The organism is Bacteroidota bacterium, assembly GCA_018266755.1.
In the GTDB taxonomy this organism is placed as follows: domain Bacteria; phylum Bacteroidota; class Ignavibacteria; order Palsa-1295; family Palsa-1295; genus JAFDZW01.
Window position 1 is genome coordinate 970,033 of sequence record JAFDZW010000005.1, and the last position, 18,442, is coordinate 988,474.

Annotated in this window: 18 protein-coding genes; 13 read left to right on the forward strand and 5 right to left on the reverse strand. The window is 56.3% G+C overall.

The window, feature by feature from the left end; genetic code table 11:
- Positions 1–599 precede the first annotated feature (599 nt).
- The 3 genes from JSS75_08780 to JSS75_08790 all read left to right on the forward strand — a co-directional run bounded on the left by JSS75_08780 (position 600) and on the right by JSS75_08790 (position 2,979).
- Positions 600–2,027, forward strand: coding sequence for a hypothetical protein (locus tag JSS75_08780; GenBank protein MBS1903783.1), 1,428 nt, complete (start codon positions 600–602; stop codon positions 2,025–2,027).
- Positions 2,028–2,212: 185 nt separating this feature from the next.
- Complete coding sequence (locus JSS75_08785) at positions 2,213–2,509, forward strand: hypothetical protein (GenBank protein ID MBS1903784.1); 297 nt, start codon at positions 2,213–2,215, stop codon at positions 2,507–2,509.
- A 38-nt stretch (positions 2,510–2,547) separates the two neighbouring features.
- A complete protein-coding gene (locus JSS75_08790; protein MBS1903785.1) occupies positions 2,548–2,979 on the forward strand; it encodes a nitrogen fixation protein in 432 nt (143 codons plus the stop codon).
- Positions 2,980–2,983: 4 nt separating this feature from the next.
- Here the strand turns inward: JSS75_08790 and JSS75_08795 are convergent, their stop codons facing one another.
- Positions 2,984–4,468, reverse strand: a complete 1,485-nt coding sequence (locus JSS75_08795; GenBank protein ID MBS1903786.1) for an aldehyde dehydrogenase family protein — start codon at positions 4,466–4,468, stop codon at positions 2,984–2,986.
- A gap of 206 nt (positions 4,469–4,674) precedes the next feature.
- Between JSS75_08795 and JSS75_08800 the strand changes: the two genes are divergently transcribed.
- The 5 genes from JSS75_08800 to JSS75_08820 all read left to right on the forward strand — a co-directional run bounded on the left by JSS75_08800 (position 4,675) and on the right by JSS75_08820 (position 8,040).
- Complete coding sequence (locus tag JSS75_08800; GenBank protein ID MBS1903787.1) at positions 4,675–5,190, forward strand: hypothetical protein; 516 nt, start codon at positions 4,675–4,677, stop codon at positions 5,188–5,190.
- Positions 5,191–5,265: 75 nt separating this feature from the next.
- The gene (locus tag JSS75_08805) at positions 5,266–6,267 is read left to right on the forward strand and encodes a glycosyltransferase (protein ID MBS1903788.1); all 1,002 of its coding nucleotides are present in this window, start codon (positions 5,266–5,268) and stop codon (positions 6,265–6,267) included.
- Positions 6,268–6,303: 36 nt separating this feature from the next.
- On the forward strand, positions 6,304–6,507 hold the full coding sequence (locus tag JSS75_08810) for a type II toxin-antitoxin system HicB family antitoxin (GenBank protein MBS1903789.1): 204 nt from the start codon (positions 6,304–6,306) through the stop codon (positions 6,505–6,507).
- On the forward strand, positions 6,504–6,719 hold the full coding sequence (locus tag JSS75_08815; protein MBS1903790.1) for a type II toxin-antitoxin system HicA family toxin: 216 nt from the start codon (positions 6,504–6,506) through the stop codon (positions 6,717–6,719). The genes JSS75_08810 and JSS75_08815 overlap by 4 nt, the downstream gene beginning before the upstream one ends.
- A 4-nt stretch (positions 6,720–6,723) precedes the next feature.
- Entirely contained in the window at positions 6,724–8,040 is a 1,317-nt protein-coding gene (locus JSS75_08820) for an oligosaccharide flippase family protein (protein MBS1903791.1), read from the forward strand.
- Positions 8,041–8,075: 35 nt separating this feature from the next.
- On the opposite strand, the gene JSS75_08825 is transcribed toward JSS75_08820, so the two are convergent.
- Entirely contained in the window at positions 8,076–8,765 is a 690-nt protein-coding gene (locus tag JSS75_08825) for a L,D-transpeptidase (protein ID MBS1903792.1), read from the reverse strand.
- A 116-nt stretch (positions 8,766–8,881) separates the two neighbouring features.
- Positions 8,882–9,544 carry a PKD domain-containing protein gene (locus tag JSS75_08830; GenBank protein ID MBS1903793.1) on the reverse strand — a complete coding sequence of 221 codons (663 nt, stop codon included), beginning with the start codon at positions 9,542–9,544 and terminating at the stop codon, positions 8,882–8,884.
- Between the two features lie 403 nt (positions 9,545–9,947).
- On the opposite strand from JSS75_08830, the gene JSS75_08835 reads away from it, so the two are divergent.
- The 3 genes from JSS75_08835 (at position 9,948) to JSS75_08845 (ending at position 12,232) form a co-directional block, all read left to right on the forward strand.
- Positions 9,948–10,691 carry a ZIP family metal transporter gene (locus JSS75_08835; GenBank protein ID MBS1903794.1) on the forward strand — a complete coding sequence of 248 codons (744 nt, stop codon included), beginning with the start codon at positions 9,948–9,950 and terminating at the stop codon, positions 10,689–10,691.
- An 87-nt stretch (positions 10,692–10,778) separates the two neighbouring features.
- Positions 10,779–11,387 (forward strand): hypothetical protein, encoded by a 609-nt coding sequence (locus JSS75_08840; protein ID MBS1903795.1) that lies wholly within the window; start codon positions 10,779–10,781, stop codon positions 11,385–11,387.
- A 119-nt stretch (positions 11,388–11,506) separates the two neighbouring features.
- Positions 11,507–12,232: a 1-acyl-sn-glycerol-3-phosphate acyltransferase gene (locus JSS75_08845; GenBank protein ID MBS1903796.1), complete on the forward strand. Its 726-nt coding sequence runs from the start codon at positions 11,507–11,509 to the stop codon at positions 12,230–12,232.
- On the opposite strand, the gene JSS75_08850 is transcribed toward JSS75_08845, so the two are convergent.
- Positions 12,222–14,291 carry a hypothetical protein gene (locus tag JSS75_08850; protein ID MBS1903797.1) on the reverse strand — a complete coding sequence of 690 codons (2,070 nt, stop codon included), beginning with the start codon at positions 14,289–14,291 and terminating at the stop codon, positions 12,222–12,224. The two genes, JSS75_08845 and JSS75_08850, sit on opposite strands and share 11 nt — an antisense overlap.
- Positions 14,292–14,549: 258 nt before the next feature.
- Complete coding sequence (locus JSS75_08855; GenBank protein MBS1903798.1) at positions 14,550–16,640, reverse strand: hypothetical protein; 2,091 nt, start codon at positions 16,638–16,640, stop codon at positions 14,550–14,552.
- Positions 16,641–16,759: 119 nt separating this feature from the next.
- Here JSS75_08855 and kdsA point away from each other — a divergent pair, with 119 nt between their 5' ends.
- Both kdsA and JSS75_08865 read left to right on the forward strand, forming a co-directional pair.
- Positions 16,760–17,587, forward strand: a complete 828-nt coding sequence (gene kdsA / locus JSS75_08860) for a 3-deoxy-8-phosphooctulonate synthase (protein ID MBS1903799.1) — start codon at positions 16,760–16,762, stop codon at positions 17,585–17,587.
- Between the two features lie 84 nt (positions 17,588–17,671).
- The gene (locus JSS75_08865) at positions 17,672–18,424 is read left to right on the forward strand and encodes a hypothetical protein (protein ID MBS1903800.1); all 753 of its coding nucleotides are present in this window, start codon (positions 17,672–17,674) and stop codon (positions 18,422–18,424) included.
- The last annotated feature ends 18 nt before the right edge of the window (positions 18,425–18,442 follow it).

Below are 18,442 nucleotides of genomic sequence, written 5' to 3' on the forward strand. Positions count from 1 at the left end.
CGCGGACGCGCTCGACGCGTGCGCAATGCAATCGTGCCACGGGAAAACAAGCAGTGGATCGGGGTGGCCGAAACCCGCTACGGTTCGTAGCGCTTGCATGGGTATCAATACGTTTACGCGCTCGGGTATTCCCCGTGCGATGTGAGAGTAATGATGGTTCTGTCGATTGCATCGCTCGATGCAATCGACACAGACACATCGGCCACCCTATCCGCTCAGCGCAGCACCGATCGTTTCGGTCGCCGGATCCACTCGCGCCGGCAGCGCTCAGCCTCCGAGCCTTCGTGCTTCGGAGGAGGTATGTGTGCCGTTTTGCGCAAGGACATTATACCGATCATTAGACGGTAGTTCGTGTAGACACAACGGCGCAACAACGCAGCCCGCGCAGAGGCGGAGAGAACCATCGTTTGGGGAGCCTGTTCGTCCTGTCTGCATCGCGCGGTCCTATGTATGGTTACATCATCGACGCGCGTGTGGCGCAGTGATCGTTGCGGTCGCATCCGATCGGCAGCGTCACCTGTATACATCTCTATCACCCATGCGAGATCGCCCCGCACGACCACCAGCGGCTGGTAAGGGTTCCCCACATCGAAGTACTTATGGCTGATCGCCCCATCAAGATCGCAAAACTAATTCCGGTTCTGCATTCGGACGAACTCCGAACCATCGGTGAACATCTCACCCCGGAAGAAGCGGAATTGGTCGAGGCCGTACGATCGAATCCCGCCGTGACACGGTCCCAACTCCTGAAGCGCTTCGGACAAACGAACCGACAGCTCAATCTGAGCGCCCACGCCGTCTGGCGGAAAGTGATGGCACATTGCGCCGGAGGAAGCGAGGAGGACGTTGCGGAGTTTATGGCCGAACGCGGACTCTTCGATCAGGTGATGCCGCAACTTCGGCGCATCGAACGCCAATTACTCGATCAGCGCGCATCCGCCGAGCGCATGACGTCGTTCTATCACCGCGCGTCGTCGATCGTCTTCAACAAACTGCCCGCCAATATCGTCGACAGTAACGTGCTGGTCGAATATGCTCGCAAGCACGACGCCCACACAAAACGCGGCGCTGCCACGACAGCCGACCAGGAAGTATTCCTCTATGCGATCGTTACGCAGGCGCTCTCGCCATATTCCGATATCTCCGGCACGCTGCACGACAAACGCAACCGCACGATTCGCGCGCTTGCATCGGCGTATCGTTTCTTTCGCAATTCGAACGACGCATGCTGTGAAGCACGCTTCTCGTTCACCTATGCATACAACCTCATCCTCGCCGACCGCCAACCACGACTCGTCTCGAGCCTGATCGAACGAATCCGAACGATCGGCGAAACTGCCCCCTGTCAGCGCGAACCGTTCGTGCGCGATTACCCGCATATTCTCGAAGCACTTCGCCATGCATTCAAGGGTGAGCATGCGTCGGCATTAGACGTATGTCGTCGCGCGTATCCGAACGATCTGCATCTGGACTCGCAGCCTCCGGCGATCATACTTGCAAAATGCGCATCGTTGCTCGCACTCGAAGAAGACGATCGGTTTGCGTCGATTGCCGATGCGTTCGATGCGCAGATCGAAACGAACGGCCGCGATCTTGCGACACTCTTTCGCATGCGCCTATTGATGCTCGAACACCGCATCCTCAACGGCACACCGCAGGAAGTTGACCAGGCGCACGCACAACTTACCGTTGCACATGCCCGACTACCCCGGCCGGATTTCACACAGGAGTGGCTCTACCGGTCCATCCTCCCGTTCGCACTCTTTCCGGGTAAAGACGAGTTTGGTGCGGCGACAGCAGAGACGGAAGTTGTCCTGCGATGGCTCGCACGCCGCGGCATGCGCAGCGATCATCCGCAGACGCTGGCACTGCAAGGGCTCCAAAGCCTCATTACACATGCACATCAACGCGACGTCCTCGCGCGCAAGGTACAGCTTTATCGTGCAAAATTGCAGACGCTCTACGGCACACAACAAGCGATCCTTGGGCGTCTGCTCGGCCGCGCGCACGAGGCGTTAGTACGCTGAGTCGTATTCTCCGAAGAAATTTCCACGCACTACGTGAGGTTTTTGTGAGGCGGTTTTCGTGCATAGCCACATATATTCGTCCGTACTCATTCCATCGACACAGGCGCCCGCTACGAATGGTCACGATCGTATACGCCCGTCGGCCGACGGTGGTATTTCATTGCAACTACACATCACCTACTACTATGGCAACGTCAACGATCAAGACACGAGAAGAACTGGCGAAGATTGCCGCCATCTCCGCTGCGAACACGCTCAAACAACACGGCTTCGACACCAAGCATATTGTCGCCGGCGAAGGCACGATATCGAGCGTACCGGACAAGCACTGGATCGGGATTTGGATCGACGAGAATCCGCATATTCCTGTCGGCGGACCGCATGGACCGATCTGGATCGGCATCATCGCCGACACGAAGTTCGGCACGCACGCCGTCAACGAAGTGAAAACCGGATTAAAAGAGGCAGGATTCTCGCGGTGAACCCAACCGAACCTCACGCACTGCCTGAGGCGGAGGGAATGCTCTGCCCAAGTGTATGGCCCGATATGCCGGGTGCGCAGGTCTTTGGCGTCATCGATCGTTCGGGAGAGAAACCGGTACTGACTCCGTTACAGAAGCCCGTACCGGTGACGCCGGAGATTCTCGAACTTGCCGCACCGGCTGATCCTGCGCTCGTCTTTCGGTTCACCGGGACCTGTGCCGAATCGAAGTGTCAGCACTTCGACGGACACGATTGCACGCTTGCAACACGAGTCGTCCAGTTATTACCGCCGGTCACCGACGATCTTCCCATCTGCAGCATCAGACCCGATTGCAGATGGTGGGCGCAGGAAGGTCGCGCAGCGTGTATGCGTTGTCCCGAACTCGTCTCGCACGTGTACGAACCAACGATCACGATCGCTGCGGTCGCCGATCCGCCGACGCATGCATCGGCGATCGTCTCCGGCTGAAGCGCTAATTATCGATCTGCGCGCGCTGCAGATGGCCGGAGTAGTCAATGTAGACCGACTTCCATTCGGTGTAGAAATCGAAGACAGCCCAGCCGCCTTCGCGGTGGCCGTTGCCTGTTGCTTTCGTCCCGCCGAACGGCATGTGCGCTTCGGCGCCGATGGTGGGAGCGTTAATGTATGTAATGCCCGCTTCGATGTCGCGCACGGCAAGCATGGCTGCATTGATATCGCGCGTGTAGATACTCGACGAAAGACCATAGATCACGTTATTCGTGATCTCGATCGCCTCTTCGAGTGAGTGACACTTCAACACGGACAGCACCGGCCCGAAGATCTCCTCTTTTGCAATGGTCATTGTCGGCGTCACGCCGGTAAAGATCGTCGGCTCGAAGAACCAGCCCTTCTCTAATCCGGGTCCGGTCGCAGCCTTGCCGCCGAGCAGGCAATTGGCGCCTTCGTCGTTGCCGATGCGAACGTAGCGCTCGACGTTGCGCAGTTGTTTTTCGTTTACGATCGGACCGACTTCCGTCCCGGCAACAAGCCCGTCGCCAAGTTTCAGCGTCGAAACGCGCGCTCGCAACATCTCGACAAACTTGTCATGAATATCTGCATGTAAGATCAGCCGCGACGTTGCGGTGCAACGCTGCCCCGTCGTGCCGAAGGCGCCCCAGAGCACACCCGTCAACGCAAGTTCGAGATCGGCGTCGGGCATCACGATCTGCGCATTCTTGCCGCCCATTTCGAGGCAGACATGCTTTGCGCGTGCGCCGCATTTCTCGGCAACCGTCTTCCCGGTCGTTGTCGAGCCGGTGAAGCTGATCGTCGTGATCCGCGGATGATCGACGATTGCCGCGCCGACAACACTGCCGATGCCGTGGACGATATTGACTACTCCGGCAGGCAATCCGGCTTCGAGTAAGATCTCGAGCAGCACATTTGCCGTGCGCGGCGTATCTTCTGCGGGCTTGAAGACGAACGTGTTACCCGCAACCAACCCCGGAAACAGATTCCAGGTCGGGATCGCCATCGGAAAATTCCAGGGCGTGATGAGTCCGCAGACGCCGACCGGCACGCGGAACGAGAGATTCATCTTGTTCGGCAACTCGCTCGGCGTGTTATAGCCGAACAACCGCCGGCCTTCGGTGGCGCAGTAGAATGCGGTATCGATTCCCTCCTGCACATCGCCTTTTGTTTCGGCAAGTGGCTTGCCCATTTCGCGAGTCATGATAGCGGCGATCTCGTCCTTACGCTCAATCATGAGTTCGCCTGCTTTGCGGATGATCTCGCCTCGTGCCGGTGCCGGAACCAGCCGCCATGTCTTGTATGCCTCCGCCGCAGCACGGGCGGCTTCGTCCACGTCGTGCGGCGTCGAGAGTGGAAATGTCCCGATCACATCGTCCCAATTGGCAGGGTTGCGGTTCTCGAAGATTTTGCCGCCGGTGGCATCGACCCATTTGCCGGCAATATTATTCTGAAATTTTTGCGACATAAAACGAATTATGGGATTGTTGTATCATCAAACGAATTCCGCACCGAAAACGGTCGCGGAAGAGTTGTTTTCTCGTTGTCATTCCGAACGGAGTGCAGCGATGTGAGGAATCTGGTGCCGCACCGATCGACCGCCGAACGTGTGTCGTCACAGATTTTTTCCTTCGGTCGCAATGACGATGGAAGAATACGGTTAGGAACACGATCATGAAAGCCACACAAATTCTCTCGCTTCTTGCGCTCGCAGCAGCGCTAAACATTCTCTCGACGAACTCCTTTGCGCAAGGCGGCATGGGCAAGATGCCCCGCGAAGATGTCGTCATGATCTCGCAGGTCGTACGCGATTCGCTTTCGGACGAGATGTACGCCCGCATCAACGACCTCAAGCGCTATGCACTTGCGAACAACGCCGACAGCGCCGCGCCGCTGATCGCCTTCAACACCGGTGCCGGGAAAGTCTGGGCCTGGACTAAAGCCTGCGACCTCAAGAATCCGGACGAAGCGAAGCGCGTCGCCGACGTGCTGGCGAAGTTCAAGAAGTTCTATACCGATTTCCCGGACGAGATGCATCAGCAGTACTTCGCGATGTTCAAATCGAAAGATACACCGTCGGGCCAGATGCTGCATTACCAAATCGATCTGACCAAAGGCGGCAAGAAGCGGATGGTCAGTTTCCATTTCTTCCCGATCGGCGACAAACTGCTCTTTGGAGATGCATACTAAGGGAACGGACGAATGATGCAGAATGAAGGATGAAATTCATTTCGACATTCACCATTCACGCTTCACACATCATTGATGATCATTACGTTCGTCGGTCCCGCACAATCGAGGTTCGTCCAGAACGATATTGAGATCTTGAGTCGCCGGCATACGCTGCGGCTCGTCGATGCCAATGTCGGGCGTGGAAGCTCGGCAGCGATGAACCTGCTGAAAATGGAGTGGGAGATCATCCGAAAGATCTTCGGCTCGCAGGCCCTCTTCTTCTGGTTCGCTGACTATTATTCGCTCATCCCGACGATCGTCGCCCGGCTGCTCGGCAAGAAGGTGTATGTCGTTGCCGGCGGATTCGATGTGACGTATATCCCGGAGGTCAAGAGCGGCGCGCGCGTGCGGCCGCTGCGGTGGTTTCTCGTGCGCAACACGCATCGCTTCGCGACGAGAGTATTCCCCGTGAGCAACTACGCACAGCATCTGCTCGATACGAACTCGGTGCATCACGGGCCGAGCGAGGTGATCTATAACGCTGTCGACACGAAACGTTTTCCCTTTTCCGACCGCGAGCGTCAGCCGATTGCGATCACCGTCACCCAACTCGATATCGTTCTCGACTATCTGCTCAAAGGCATCGACGTGTTCATCAAGACCGCCGCAGCAATGCCCGATGTGCGGTTCGAACTTGTCGGCATTCGTGGCGAAGCACTCATACATGCACGCAACGAGGCGGCGGGGCTATCGAACATCACCATCACCGAAGGGCCCGTGAAGTATGAGACATTGCTCGAATACTATCACACCGCATCGACGTACTGTCAGCTTTCGATGGACGAGACCTTCGGTGTCGCGACTGCCGAAGCGATGAGTTGCGGCTGCATCCCGGTCGTGAGCGAAGTGCCGAGCCTGCGCGAAGTCACCGGCGAAACAGGCTACGTGGTAGACCGTACGGACATCCAAGCCGTCGCAGCCGCGATCCGCAGGAGCTTCGAGGCGACCAGCGACGATCGCCGCCGCGCGAGCGAATACGTGAAGCAATTCGACATCGACCGGCGAGCGGAAGCGTTGCTCGAGGCAATGGGCTAATAGGAACCATTCACTTCCACGCGAGGTACAATTGATATGACCATCAAAGTAGTCTTGGAAAAGGGTGAGGACGGTTTTATCGTGGCTCATTGTCCGTCGCTAAAAGGATGCTGGTCTCAAGGTCGCACGAGAGACGAAGCGATCGCTAACATCCGAGAGGCGATAGAACTCTACCTCGAAGTCGAACCGGTCGATCTTGTTGTCGACGAGGACCACGAGGTTGTCGAGCTTTCGTTATGAAGCTTCCGCTATTGCACGCCCGCGAGGTGATCGCGGCTCTTACACGCTTAGGTTTTCAAGAATCGCATCGACGCGGCTCGCATGTGAAACTCGTGCATCAGGACGGCCGTGTAATCATCATTCCGTACCACAATCCTGTCGACCGTTTTACGCTCAAAGGCGCACTGCGGGATGCAGAGATCTCGACTGAAGAATTTCTCAACGCACTCTGAACTCTTGAAATTTTCCCAACATCTCGGTAAAGGCGCATGGGGTTTCGCGACGAAGCTCTTGCCTGCGGTCTATGGCGTCGTGACGACCGTGCTCGTCTTTAAGGTCATGCCCAAGATCGAATGCGGCGAACTGAGTCTGTTCCAGGTGATCTTTGGGATGATTTTTACCTTCGCCGACAGCTTCGCACTCCAGGCCGTCGTCAAGTTCGGCGTCGATCCCGCCAACGACCTGCGCGAACTGCTCACGGCGACATCCGGACTGTTCTTCGCATTCCTCGCCGTCGTGCTCGGCACGTTCGCACTCTTCCCTGCTGCATTCGGCGAACTGATGAAAGCGCCTTCGCTGCCCGGGCTGATCCCGAGCCTCGTGTTGCTGACGATTGTCACGATCCCGCGTGTGGTCGCAAGCAAGATTTTTCAGATGCGCTTCCATACAAAAGAGCTCTTCTTCATGGACCTCATTTACTTCGGGGGTTCGAGCGTCGTCGTGACGATCCTTGCATTCTCCGGAAAACTCTCGACGGCATCCGACGTGATCTTCATTACGATCATCTCCGCCACGCTGAGCTCTGTGTATTCGATCATTGCAGCACGACACGACATCATCTTCAAACCACGATTCTCGAAGTCGATGACGAAGAAGATTTTCGAGTTCACACGATACCAAACGGCGACCGGAACGGTGCACGTCGCACAACAGAATCTCGACAGCCTTCTGATTAGCTCGATCCTTGGTGTCGAGGCGTTAGCCAATTATCAAGTGGCGAAGTTCTTCTTCAAAGGGTTTGACGTACTGCGCGATACGCAGGGCATTTTCGTCTTTCCTGCATCGAGCAAATACTATGCAGCCGGCGACTTCGCGACGCTCAAGAAGATCATTGAAAAAGCGGCGAGTTTCCTGTTCCTGCTCATGGTGCCGATGTGTATCGTGTTGATCGTGGTCGCTCCGTTTATTTTCCATCTTCTCTACGGTTCGAAGTTCGACGTCAGCATCAATGTCTTCCGAGTACTGATCGCGACGGGTCTGATTCTGCCGTCGGTGATGGTTTCGATGAGCGCGCTCGTCGGCATGGGGAAAGTAAAAGAGGTATTTCGCATCATCCTCTCTTCGCTCGTCGTCAACGTCGCACTTGCGTTTGCGTTGATGCCGCATCTGCATCTGATCGGAGCAGCCGTCGCATTTTTGGTCTCCATGACGGTGCAGGCAGTCGCAGGATACCGGACGATGTCGAAAGACGTGCGGCTCGAACTGCGCGAATTCCTCTTCCGAGGCCTGGAAGACGGAAAGCATTTCCTCAAAGCGCGTCTGGCCCGAGGGTAGTTGGCAACGGATCGATCTGTTGCGCGAGTCGATACTCAGTCTTTCGATTTCGGGTTCTCTCCGAAGACCACCACCGGCGTTCCGACGGACATCATGCGAAAGAGTGTTGCCGCAGCGAACATCGGCACGCGGATGCAGCCGTGCGATGCCGGGACGGCCGGCACGCTTTGCGCGCCATGGATCGCAAAGCCGCCGCGAATGTACATCGGGTCGTAGAGCATTCCGAGCTCGCTCTTTTTCCAGCCGCTTACTTTGTAGTAAATGCGAAACGTACCGCGCGGCGTACGTGCATACTCCCATCCCTTTTCGGGATAGAAAAACTTCTGACCGTTGCCCGTCGATACGGGGAGGATTCGCCAGACGTGATCCACCGAATCCACAACGAATAATACCTGCCGATTGAGGTCCACTTCCATGTGTAAGCGGTGCATCGAGTCGCGTGCGAGCGGACGCTCGGCGCGACGGATGGCCATGGCAACCGAATCTGAGAGTTTCCCGGTGCGCTTCAAGCGCTGTACTTTCTCGAAGGCGACGATTGCCTGACGATTCTTTGAACTAAGTGGTGTCGCAGAAGTGTCGGGCCAAAATCCTAAGGAGGATAAGCGGACGAGCGCTTCATGCACATTCCAGCTTTTCTCGATACCGTTCGGACGAGTCTGAGCTGTCACCGAGTTCGCGGCGAACTGCAGGACGGCCACCATGAAAACCACGGAAGTACGGCGCATTGACCGGATTGCGTTCAACAACTGTGCCAATAACGAAAGGCCCCGCACAACCGTGGGCGGAGCCTTTGACAACATGCTCTGTAATAAATCTTAACGGCATTCAGCAGAATCCGCCACTATCGTTTGCGGAGTGTGACCGTTGCAGAATCGCGGCCGAAGAGGTTATTTGCCTGATCGAATGCTGAGTACACAATCTTGTATGTCCCAAGACGAAAGAGTGTTGGCTGGGAGAATGCTCCCATCGGAGCGAGTACCGTATCCAGACCGGTCGTCGTAACGTGTATCGAAACCGAGGACACGTACTTACTATTCGAGTACGCAGAGAACACTGGAGGCAAAATGCCGAGGCGGAGCGTACTGTCCGTCGTGATCACCGAGGTGTCAACCTGATGTGGAGTAACGCTCATCCAGTGGATCGTATCGTCGACAATTGCAGGTACCGTTGTGCTTGCGAGCAGTGTATCCCGGAATCGGTCGAAGGCCTTGGCGGTGACGGTGAACGTACCAGGTGTAAGAAAGAAGTGCTCGATCTGAGACCCCGTCGGGGGGGTAACACCCGCTCCATCACCAAAATCGAAGGTGTAGTACACGTCACTCTGCGCAACGCCGTTCATGCGGGCGCTCACTGCGACGGTAGTATAGCGTGTTGCGTGTATCGTTGACGGCAGAACCTCCAACGCATTGTTCGAATTGCTCGTCGTTGACGTAGCCGGGTCGCTTTTGCAAGCACTTAGAAATGCCAACGCAGCGATGTATATGAGTAGGACTCGAATGTTCATGATCTCTCTTGAGCTGGTGTATGATCTGCGAGTGGGCTCGCTGGATATAGAATGCGTCTGACGAGTGAAAGTTACACGGAGTGGTGCGTTTAGAGTTCGACAGGCCCGCAGTGGTTCCGTTTGAATAGACAACGCAACGGTTTACGCAGACGTCATTCTGAGCATTCTTCTGCGACCACAGGAGCAGAAGCGAAGAATCCCTATGGCGGAGCCTCGCTGCGTTTCATCAAGGGATTCTTCGCGGAGTTTACACTGAGCACAGCGAATGTGCTCAGAATGACGTTGTCTACCAGACATAGCCACTCCCACAACCCCAACGCAACATCTTGGCCTGCGCAATCTCCCTCCCCGAACCAGCGACCCCATGCCCCTGTTGTGTTGGCCAACGCACCTATCACTGCCGATGCTTCTCGGGCTGATTCTTAGTATCGTCGCGGCGACCGCGCAGGTTGCCAGCGGACTTTCCGCCCTGCGGGCGCGGAAGTTTCCGCATACGTGGGAGCGTGCGCTGCTGGCGCTTGGCGCGGGGTTTATCCTTGCTCTGGTATTCCTCGATCTCATCCCCGAGAGTTTCCATCTGACCGAAAACGAGAGCACGTCCGCCTTGTTTATCCTGCTCGGGTTCAGCTTACTGCATTTCTTCGAACATACGGTCGTCGAGCATTTTCACTTCGGCGAAGAGACGCACGAACATCCGCATGTCGCCCATACCTCCGTCTTCGGCGCCGTAGGCGGGCTGACGCTGCATGCGTTCTTCGACGGAATGGCGATTGCCTCGATCAGCAACGCACATCCCGAAATGGGCGTGCTTACCTGCATCGCCGTGCTGCTGCACAAGATCCCCGAAGGTCTAACCGTCGCCAGTGTCATGACCGCCGGGAATAAGAGTACCGGCGCGGCAAAACGAGCGACCTACTCGCTCGGACTTGCAACGATCCTCGGCGCGATGTTCGTCTATCTCTTCATCGAGATCAACGCACATATTATCGGCGTACTGTTCGCATTGTCGGCCGGTGCTGCGCTCTATGTCGGCGCCAGCGACCTCATCCCGGAGATCAATAAGACCAAAGGTCGACGCATTCCGCTGCTGGTGTTCTTGGGAATGTTGTTGTTTTATTTAGGGACGGTCATCGTCGGAGCACTTTGAATACGATTTTGCTCCGCCACACTCCGAACAGCCAGACTCCAATTTTGTCTTATTTTTGAACCCACATATTCACTAATGCTTCGAACTATGAAACTCAAGCTGTTTGCGATCCCCCTCATTGCTGCTGCCCTCATCGGCACCGGCTGCGGAAAGAAAGAAGATAAAGCACAAGAAGCTGCCGATGCTGCGCAGAAGGCGGCGCAGCAAATGGCGCAACAGACCGCGCCTGCTGCCGCTGGCGGTGCGCATACGCCCGGCGTAGTGATCCCGGCCAAGACGCTTGCCGGCGCACTCGTCGCGCCGTCTGGGTATACGATCGAAGGCGAGCCGGAAACCATGGAGATGGATCTCCAGGGACAGAAGTGGTCCCATGCGAATGCAACCTACAAGAATGGCGAGAAAACCATTAAGATCGGAATCTACGATTACAACTACATCACCGGTCTGAGCACGGCATACTCTGCCATGATGAATATGAACATGGAGTCGAACGACGAGTCGATGCATACCGACAAGATCGGCGGCTTTCCGGCGTGGGTCGATTGGAAGAAGAAGAGTAACCAAGGGACGATCGGCGTCATCGTCAACGACCGTGTGTTTGTCGTGACCGAGGGTCATACCGGCACAACACTCGACGAGATCAAAGCTGCCGCCTCGGGCATCAACTATTCCGCGATTGCTTCCGCCACGAAGTAACGGCCGAATTGTATCGTAGTAGCGCCGGCTGTTAGCCGGAGCCACTGCGTGACCAGTATCTATGATAGGACGGACTCTCAGTCCGTCCTATTGTGTTATTAGGCCGAACCAATTACCGCATGATTCGCCGTATACTCGCAACCATCGTGTTTCTTATCGCCACCGTGATCCTCTCGGTGCTGTCGATCCCGGCGGCGCTCGTCGATCGCAGCGGTCGGCTCTACTGTTCGATGGCCCGTGTATGGTCGCGGATATTTCTTACGTTGTTCGGGCTGCGTGTGGTCGTTCGTGGCGCCGGGCATCTTTCGAAATCCGAGCATTACATTTTCGCGGCTAATCACGCGAGCTATACCGACATTCCGGCCGTGTTTGTTGCGATCCCCAAAGATATTCGCCTCGTGCTTCGCCATACGCTGACGAAAATCCCAATCTGGGGTTGGTCGCTCTGGGCAAGTCCGTTTCTCATTATCGACCGCGGGAATGCGGTCAAGGCAAAACGCACGCTGAACGCAGCCGTCACAAAGATCAAAGCCGGCGCATCGGTGCTGCTCTTCCCCGAAGGGACACGCACGCACGATGGGAAGCTGCAAGCGTTCAAGCGCGGCGCATTTCATCTGGCCTACGAAAGCGGCGCGAACGTCGTACCGGTGCATATACACGGCACGTTCGATGTCCACAACCGCTTCGAGCGTCTGCCGAGATCGAACATGACCATTACCGTCACGATCGGCAAACCCCTCAGCGTCGATACGAGCATCGACGGCGACCGCAATCGCGAAATGGACCTCATGCAACGAACCGAAGAAGCGGTAAGGAAACTTATCCCGAATGTCACTAGTGATTGACGATGAGCAGCCCGTCCATCGATTCTTCTTGTGTGTGAACCCAAATATTGTAAGTTCCATCCGGGACATTCGTCAGGTCGATGGAATGCGAGTGCGCGCCTGCAGATTCAAATCCTTCATTGCGTGAAAGTACGAGTTTGCCAAGGACGTCTCGGATCTCGATTCTCACCATCGACGCGGAAGGCATGTGGTAACTGATCCCCAGACGCAAAGCGCACGGGTTAGGCCACAGAGTCAATACTTGACTCTGTGGTGTTTCTCCTCGTTCGACCCCTAGTTCTCGAAGAGAGTGCCTCCAGACTCCATAGCCCCAAAGGCCCACAAACAGTTCGCTGTCCGACTGGATGAGCGTCTTGCCATACGGGCCAGGAAGCCCATCGTCCATGCTCGTCCACAATGCACCATCATTGTTCGATCGATAGAGATACCCAAGGCCGGAGACGGCAAATACTGAACCACCGACGACACAAAAGTTGATCACAGATGAGTCGACCATCCCATTGAATGCGGCGGACCAGGTAGTCCCAAGATCGGATGATCGAAAAATCCCACCTTCCGTTCCTGCGAGCAGATACTGACCGCTGAACGCTACGGCGTTAACAGCACGTGAAGAGGCGACTCCAAGCTTCAATTGATATTCATGAGTCCAGCTTACTCCACGATCCACAGACACGTAGAGCCCATCGCGTGTCCCCACACAGATGGTGTCCCCCGAGATGCAGACTGATTCTGACCAACCCAGAACAACGGAGTCTGCCTGCCAGGAGCTCCCCTTGTCCGTCGAACGATATAGTCCGGCTGTCGTAGCTGCGAACAGTATGGAATCCCTGCTCGCAATTGAACTGACTGTCACATTGCTGAATGCAGGACCCGTGCGCACCCAAGTATTCCCGTCGTCAGAGGAACGGATGACTCCCTCTCTATGGGTCCCGGCGTAGAGATCGCCGTCGGCGGCAGCAAAGCAATAGACACCATCGAGTGACACGCTGCGACGAGTCGTGCTCCATGTATCTCCTCTGTCCGTTGAACGAAACACCGATCCATCAACGGCCCCTGCGATCAAGGTGCCATTTCGAGCATAAAGAGAGTATACGAATGTATTCCCAAGCCCGTCGTTACTTGTGTTCCAACCCCTACCCGTGTCCGAGGATCGGGCTATGCCGGAATTGTAGGTGCCTGCCAAAAGATTACCACCCGCAACTGCGACGGCTAATATGCTTTTGTCCTGCAACCCCAGAGTGTCAATCGCCCAAGAATCACCATTGTCGGTAGAAACAAATGGCCCGGATCTGGTGCCTACAATAAGCTTCGAACCAAGCGTTGCAAGTGCAGTCGGTCCGAGCAGATAAGGCCCAGTGCGAAGTTCTGCCCAAGTCTTGCCACTGTCATTTGACCTAAAGACGGAGTTGCTTGCTGTGAAGAGGCTTGTACCGACCCCCACAATGCTGTTCGTGTGCAGATTCGTCAATCCGGTATTCAAAGCGAGCCACGTATCTCCGTTATCCTCAGACGCAGCCACACCGCCCCCGTATAGACATGCATAAACCCGCTGGCCGAGAATGGCGAGTGCTCGAACATCAAGTTTCGTAAGTCCTGTACTGACAGATGTCCAGCTTGCACCATTATTTGTGCTGCGAAATACACCGTTGCTTCGAGTACCGGCAAACACCACGCCATCCTTTGCAGCGAGCGCTTGAACCAGTTCTCCCTCAAGCCCATCGCTTACCGAAACCCATGAAGCCCCATCGTCGGACGATCGGAAGAACCCGAAGTCCCCCGCGGCGTACACAAGTTGAGGTGTTGATGCCAAGGCACTGACACTACCTATCAGGAGGTTCGTTGCGCTCCGTGACCAACTCACGCCTCCGTCGACCGATCTAAATAGCCCTCCGCCGATCGTTCCTGCATAAACATCGGATCCCTTGACTGCAAAGCATACTACCCGGCCACCGTACGGTCCATTTGTCGGCAACCACTGCGCCATAGCGGTGCGGTGTCCAAACCCAATGATTCCACTCACGAAGAGCAAGAATATACTTACGGTGATTTTGCTTTGCATCCTTCTATGCGACTATGAAGTGCTATTTATAGAATCAACCTCGTCGTACTCCGTATTGTTACATCGCGATGCCCAGCTACACGCTCACTCTTCCCCCCCGCAGACGGCGTTAGCTATGGCTATGCTTTATATCTCCATTCTCTGCATAGACGGCGACGTACTCCTCGGCGACAAGGCCAAGCGTTTCCCATCCTGACTGACGTTCACCTATCCGGCACAGTAGCTTCCGTAGAGATACCCTACGAAGCCCGCGATGTCTCAATGCCGCACCACTAACGGCGTCTGCGAGATACTACCCCCAGCGTTGACCACGCAGCGATACATGCCCGACGCCAGGCCACTGAGGTCGAGTGTACAGTTTTGGTCTCCCGCTGCGCCGATCACATCGCGCATATATACCGCTCTGCCCACTGCATCGACAAGCCAGATCGTCGTGCCAGTGCCATTATCCTGCTGACCGATATGAATCGTCGTTCGTAGGTCGGCCGGGTTCGGCGAAACCGAAAGAAGAGGCGATGATTGCGATAGCGTCGTTCGCGGTACATCCAGTTGGAAGAACGAGCGGGTCCAGAGTCCGTAATTGTTTGAACTCAGGTAGAGCTTATCCCCGGTCAGCGCCATTCCGCCGATCGCCAGATTCGAATATGTGCCAAGAGTAATCTGTACCCACTCCTGGCCTTGATCGGTCGAGAACCAACCGGTGTACCACCCGCCGAGAAAGAGCGTCGTGCGATCGGGCGAAAACAACACGATGTAATTCGAATCGCCGAGTGGTGTCGCGATATGCGACCAGTTGGCACCGCGATCCGTCGTGCGGAATACACCGTTGTACTGTGAACTCACATACACTCCTTCTCGCGTAGCGACAAGTGAGGCGATATGCTCCCCCACCGTCCCGCTTCCGCTTGCAGCCCATGATGCGCCGTTATCCGTCGAAACAAACACGCCGCTGTTCGTCCCGACAAATATGGCCGTGTCGTCCGAAGCGAAGCAGATAAGCGTCTTCTTCGGCATCGTGCTGCTCACATCCGCCCATGTATTGCCGCCATCGGTGGAGCGATACATACTACTATCGAACAATCCCGCGAACAGGTTTTTCCCGGCCTCGCCGATGAATAGTGTCTGTGTGGGCGGTATGCCATTGTCACGTCGTTTCCATGTCGCGCCGGAATCGTCGGACCGGAAGATGTTCGTGTTGTTCGACGTGTACACTGTCCCGCTGCGTGTCGCAAACAAATTATATGGGGAGAGTAGCCCGGAGGTGTCCGGTGAACTGTAGATCCAATTCTGGCCCTCATCGACCGAACGGACCACCCCTCCATAGCCTGGCATGAGGAGCGTCGAGCCAAGCGAGGTAATCGGGCCCGTACCGTAGATCGACACGCCATAATGAACAGTATTCCAGTGCGCTCCGAAATCGCTCGATGCGAGGATCGTGCCTCCGGATATCGTCGCGGCGAACAGCAGTCCAGAACGTGCGGTGATCGCTGTGATCATGGTGTCCGGCACTCCGGTATTTGCCGATTCCCAACTCAGCCCTCCGTCGGTCGATCGGTACAACCCCGAGTCGCGTGTTGCCGCCACCACCGCATTTCCCGCATGCGCAAGCCCGATGACGGCTCGATTCCAAATTGTACTGTCGCTCCAGGTCGTGCCGCCATCAAGCGAGCGCATGACGCCGTCGCCTCGACCCACGATGATCGTATCACCCGCAATATTGATCGCATTTACAAGATATTCGGTTGGGCGGATGAACGTCCAATGCGCTCCGCGATCGAGCGACCGATAGATCCCGCCGTTGAGCCCAGCGTATGCGAACGCGAACACGCGGTCGCCGTCGGCCGCCAGCGATACCACACCGCGGTATGCGATCCCTGTATTCACCGGCGTCCAGTGTGCGCCAAGATCGGTCGAGCGATACACGCCGCTATCGCGCAAGCCACAGTAGATCACCGTGCCGCTCGAAGCAAGCGCGGTCACCGAATATTGTGAAAGGCCGCTGCTGGCGCCCGACCAACTATTTCCCTGATCGCTCGAACGAAAGACGCAATCCGTCGGGGCCACCAACGACGAGCCGTCGGAGCCGGCGAATACTGTAGAGCCGATCGTCGCAATGCAGGTGAAGCCCAGAGGCATTCCATAATTCCAGGTCGGTACCCTGACCCAATACCTGCCATTGTCGTTCGAGCGGTAGATACCGTTATTGGTCGAAGCGTACAGGACGCCTCCCGTCCCTACAAGTCCGTTCACGGTCCCGAAGAAACCGACCGGCTGCCACTGGGCCTCGACGGTGGTGGTCAGAGTGAAGCTGCTGAGAATGAACAGAATGAGTATTGTGCGTTTTGACATCTGTTAGCGGATGGTACGTCACTATAAACTCCCAAGCATACCCGATGTTACAACGGGGGCCGGGGCACCGAGGGAATTTGCGAATAATCTTCCGGCCCGTTATCGTGTTACGATTGCCTATGTTGCAGATCCTGATCCCAACGCCCACAGGTGCATCCATCGCGATCGGTGGGGGCACCGAACGCTTCCCTGTGATTGCCGGACCATGCGTCGTCGAGTCGTACGACGTGCTCTCGGCGGTCGCCGAGAAGCTCGCGGCGATCCAAACGAAGCTCCCCGTCGATTTTATTTTCAAATCGTCCTACCGCAAGGCCAACCGCACCAGCGGCTTGAGCTTTACAGGGATCGGCGACGTTGCCGCACTCGGTTTGCTGGAGCAGATCAAGAAGACCTACGGCTTCCCGATCCTGACCGACGTGCATCTGCCCGACGAGGCCGCGCTCGCGGCGCAAGTCGCCGATGTGCTGCAGATCCCCGCATTCCTCGCGCGGCAATCCGATCTGCTCGAAGCTGCGGCAGCAACCGCGAAGATCATTAATATCAAGAAGGGACAGTTCATGTCGCCCGAAGATATGAAGTTTGCGCGCGAAAAAGTGGTGGCCGCAGGGAATCCGAATGTCACAGTAACCGAGCGTGGAACGACATTTGGATATGGCGATCTTATCGTCGATTTTCGTTCGCTCCCCGTCATGCGCGAGTTCGGCTCGCCGGTGATCTTCGACGCGACGCATAGTGTGCAGCGCCCCAGCCAACACGGCAAGTCGGGCGGCGCACGCGAATTTATTCCGCCGCTGGCACGTGCAGCCATGGCCGTCGGCATCGACGGGATGTTTATCGAGACGCATCCGAACCCGGCCGAAGCCAAGAGCGATGCCGCGACGCAGTTGCCGCTCGGCGAGTTGGAAGGATTGCTTACTTCGCTGATCTCGATCCGAAATGCACTGTGATACCGTAGGGGCGATGCTTGCGTCGCCCGCGCTTTCGTACACCACCGACCACGGGCGATGTATTACTCTACTCAATAATAGATCGTGATACACTTTCCGCGCTCGCTCACGACTGCCGAACTCGAGTTCGTTCGTTGGATTCTTCCAGCCGAATGCGAAACCTATCGCCTTGCGCTCGAACGAATCGAGAACGATATCATTGTCGGCGAAGGCCGATGGGGACACGGCGATTTGATGATGGGCAACCAGGGCGCCGAACTCGACCTCTCGCTCGGTATGGCGCCGGTCGTTGCGTACGGCGAATGCCACACGCGCGGTGGCGGTTCGATCTCGATCAGCGTGCACGATCCGAATCCGGACAATCTGATCGAGGTGCAATTCAGCGGCCAGTGGCCGATCCCGGACGACATTGAAGTAACTTCGGGCTGGACGTATTCGTACTGGAAACCCGGCATGCCGTGCCCGGCGACTGGTGAAATAGTACGCGAGGTCGTGCTGACCGACTCGAATCTGCATCCGCTCTATACGCTTGCGATCTCGACAGCCAAGCATGTTGTATGGCTGCATCACCATACGACTGGGTTCAATCAAATGATCGCTGTCACCGGTTTTGCCGACGAAGTGTTCCGCACGCATCAGATCCGGGATGCAAAACTCGTAACGCAGCCTGCGAAAATGTTCGAAACGCTTGCGGAATATTCCGACAGCGATTTGCGGCATGCGCTCTTAGAACAGAATTCGATTGCGAGCCGTAAATTTGATGCGGGCAAGATCGCGCTTCCGCCCGAGCGGGTGAAGCCGTCGATCATCGGAAAGTTATTCACCCGGCACAAGTAGCATCGCGCCACGCCGGGG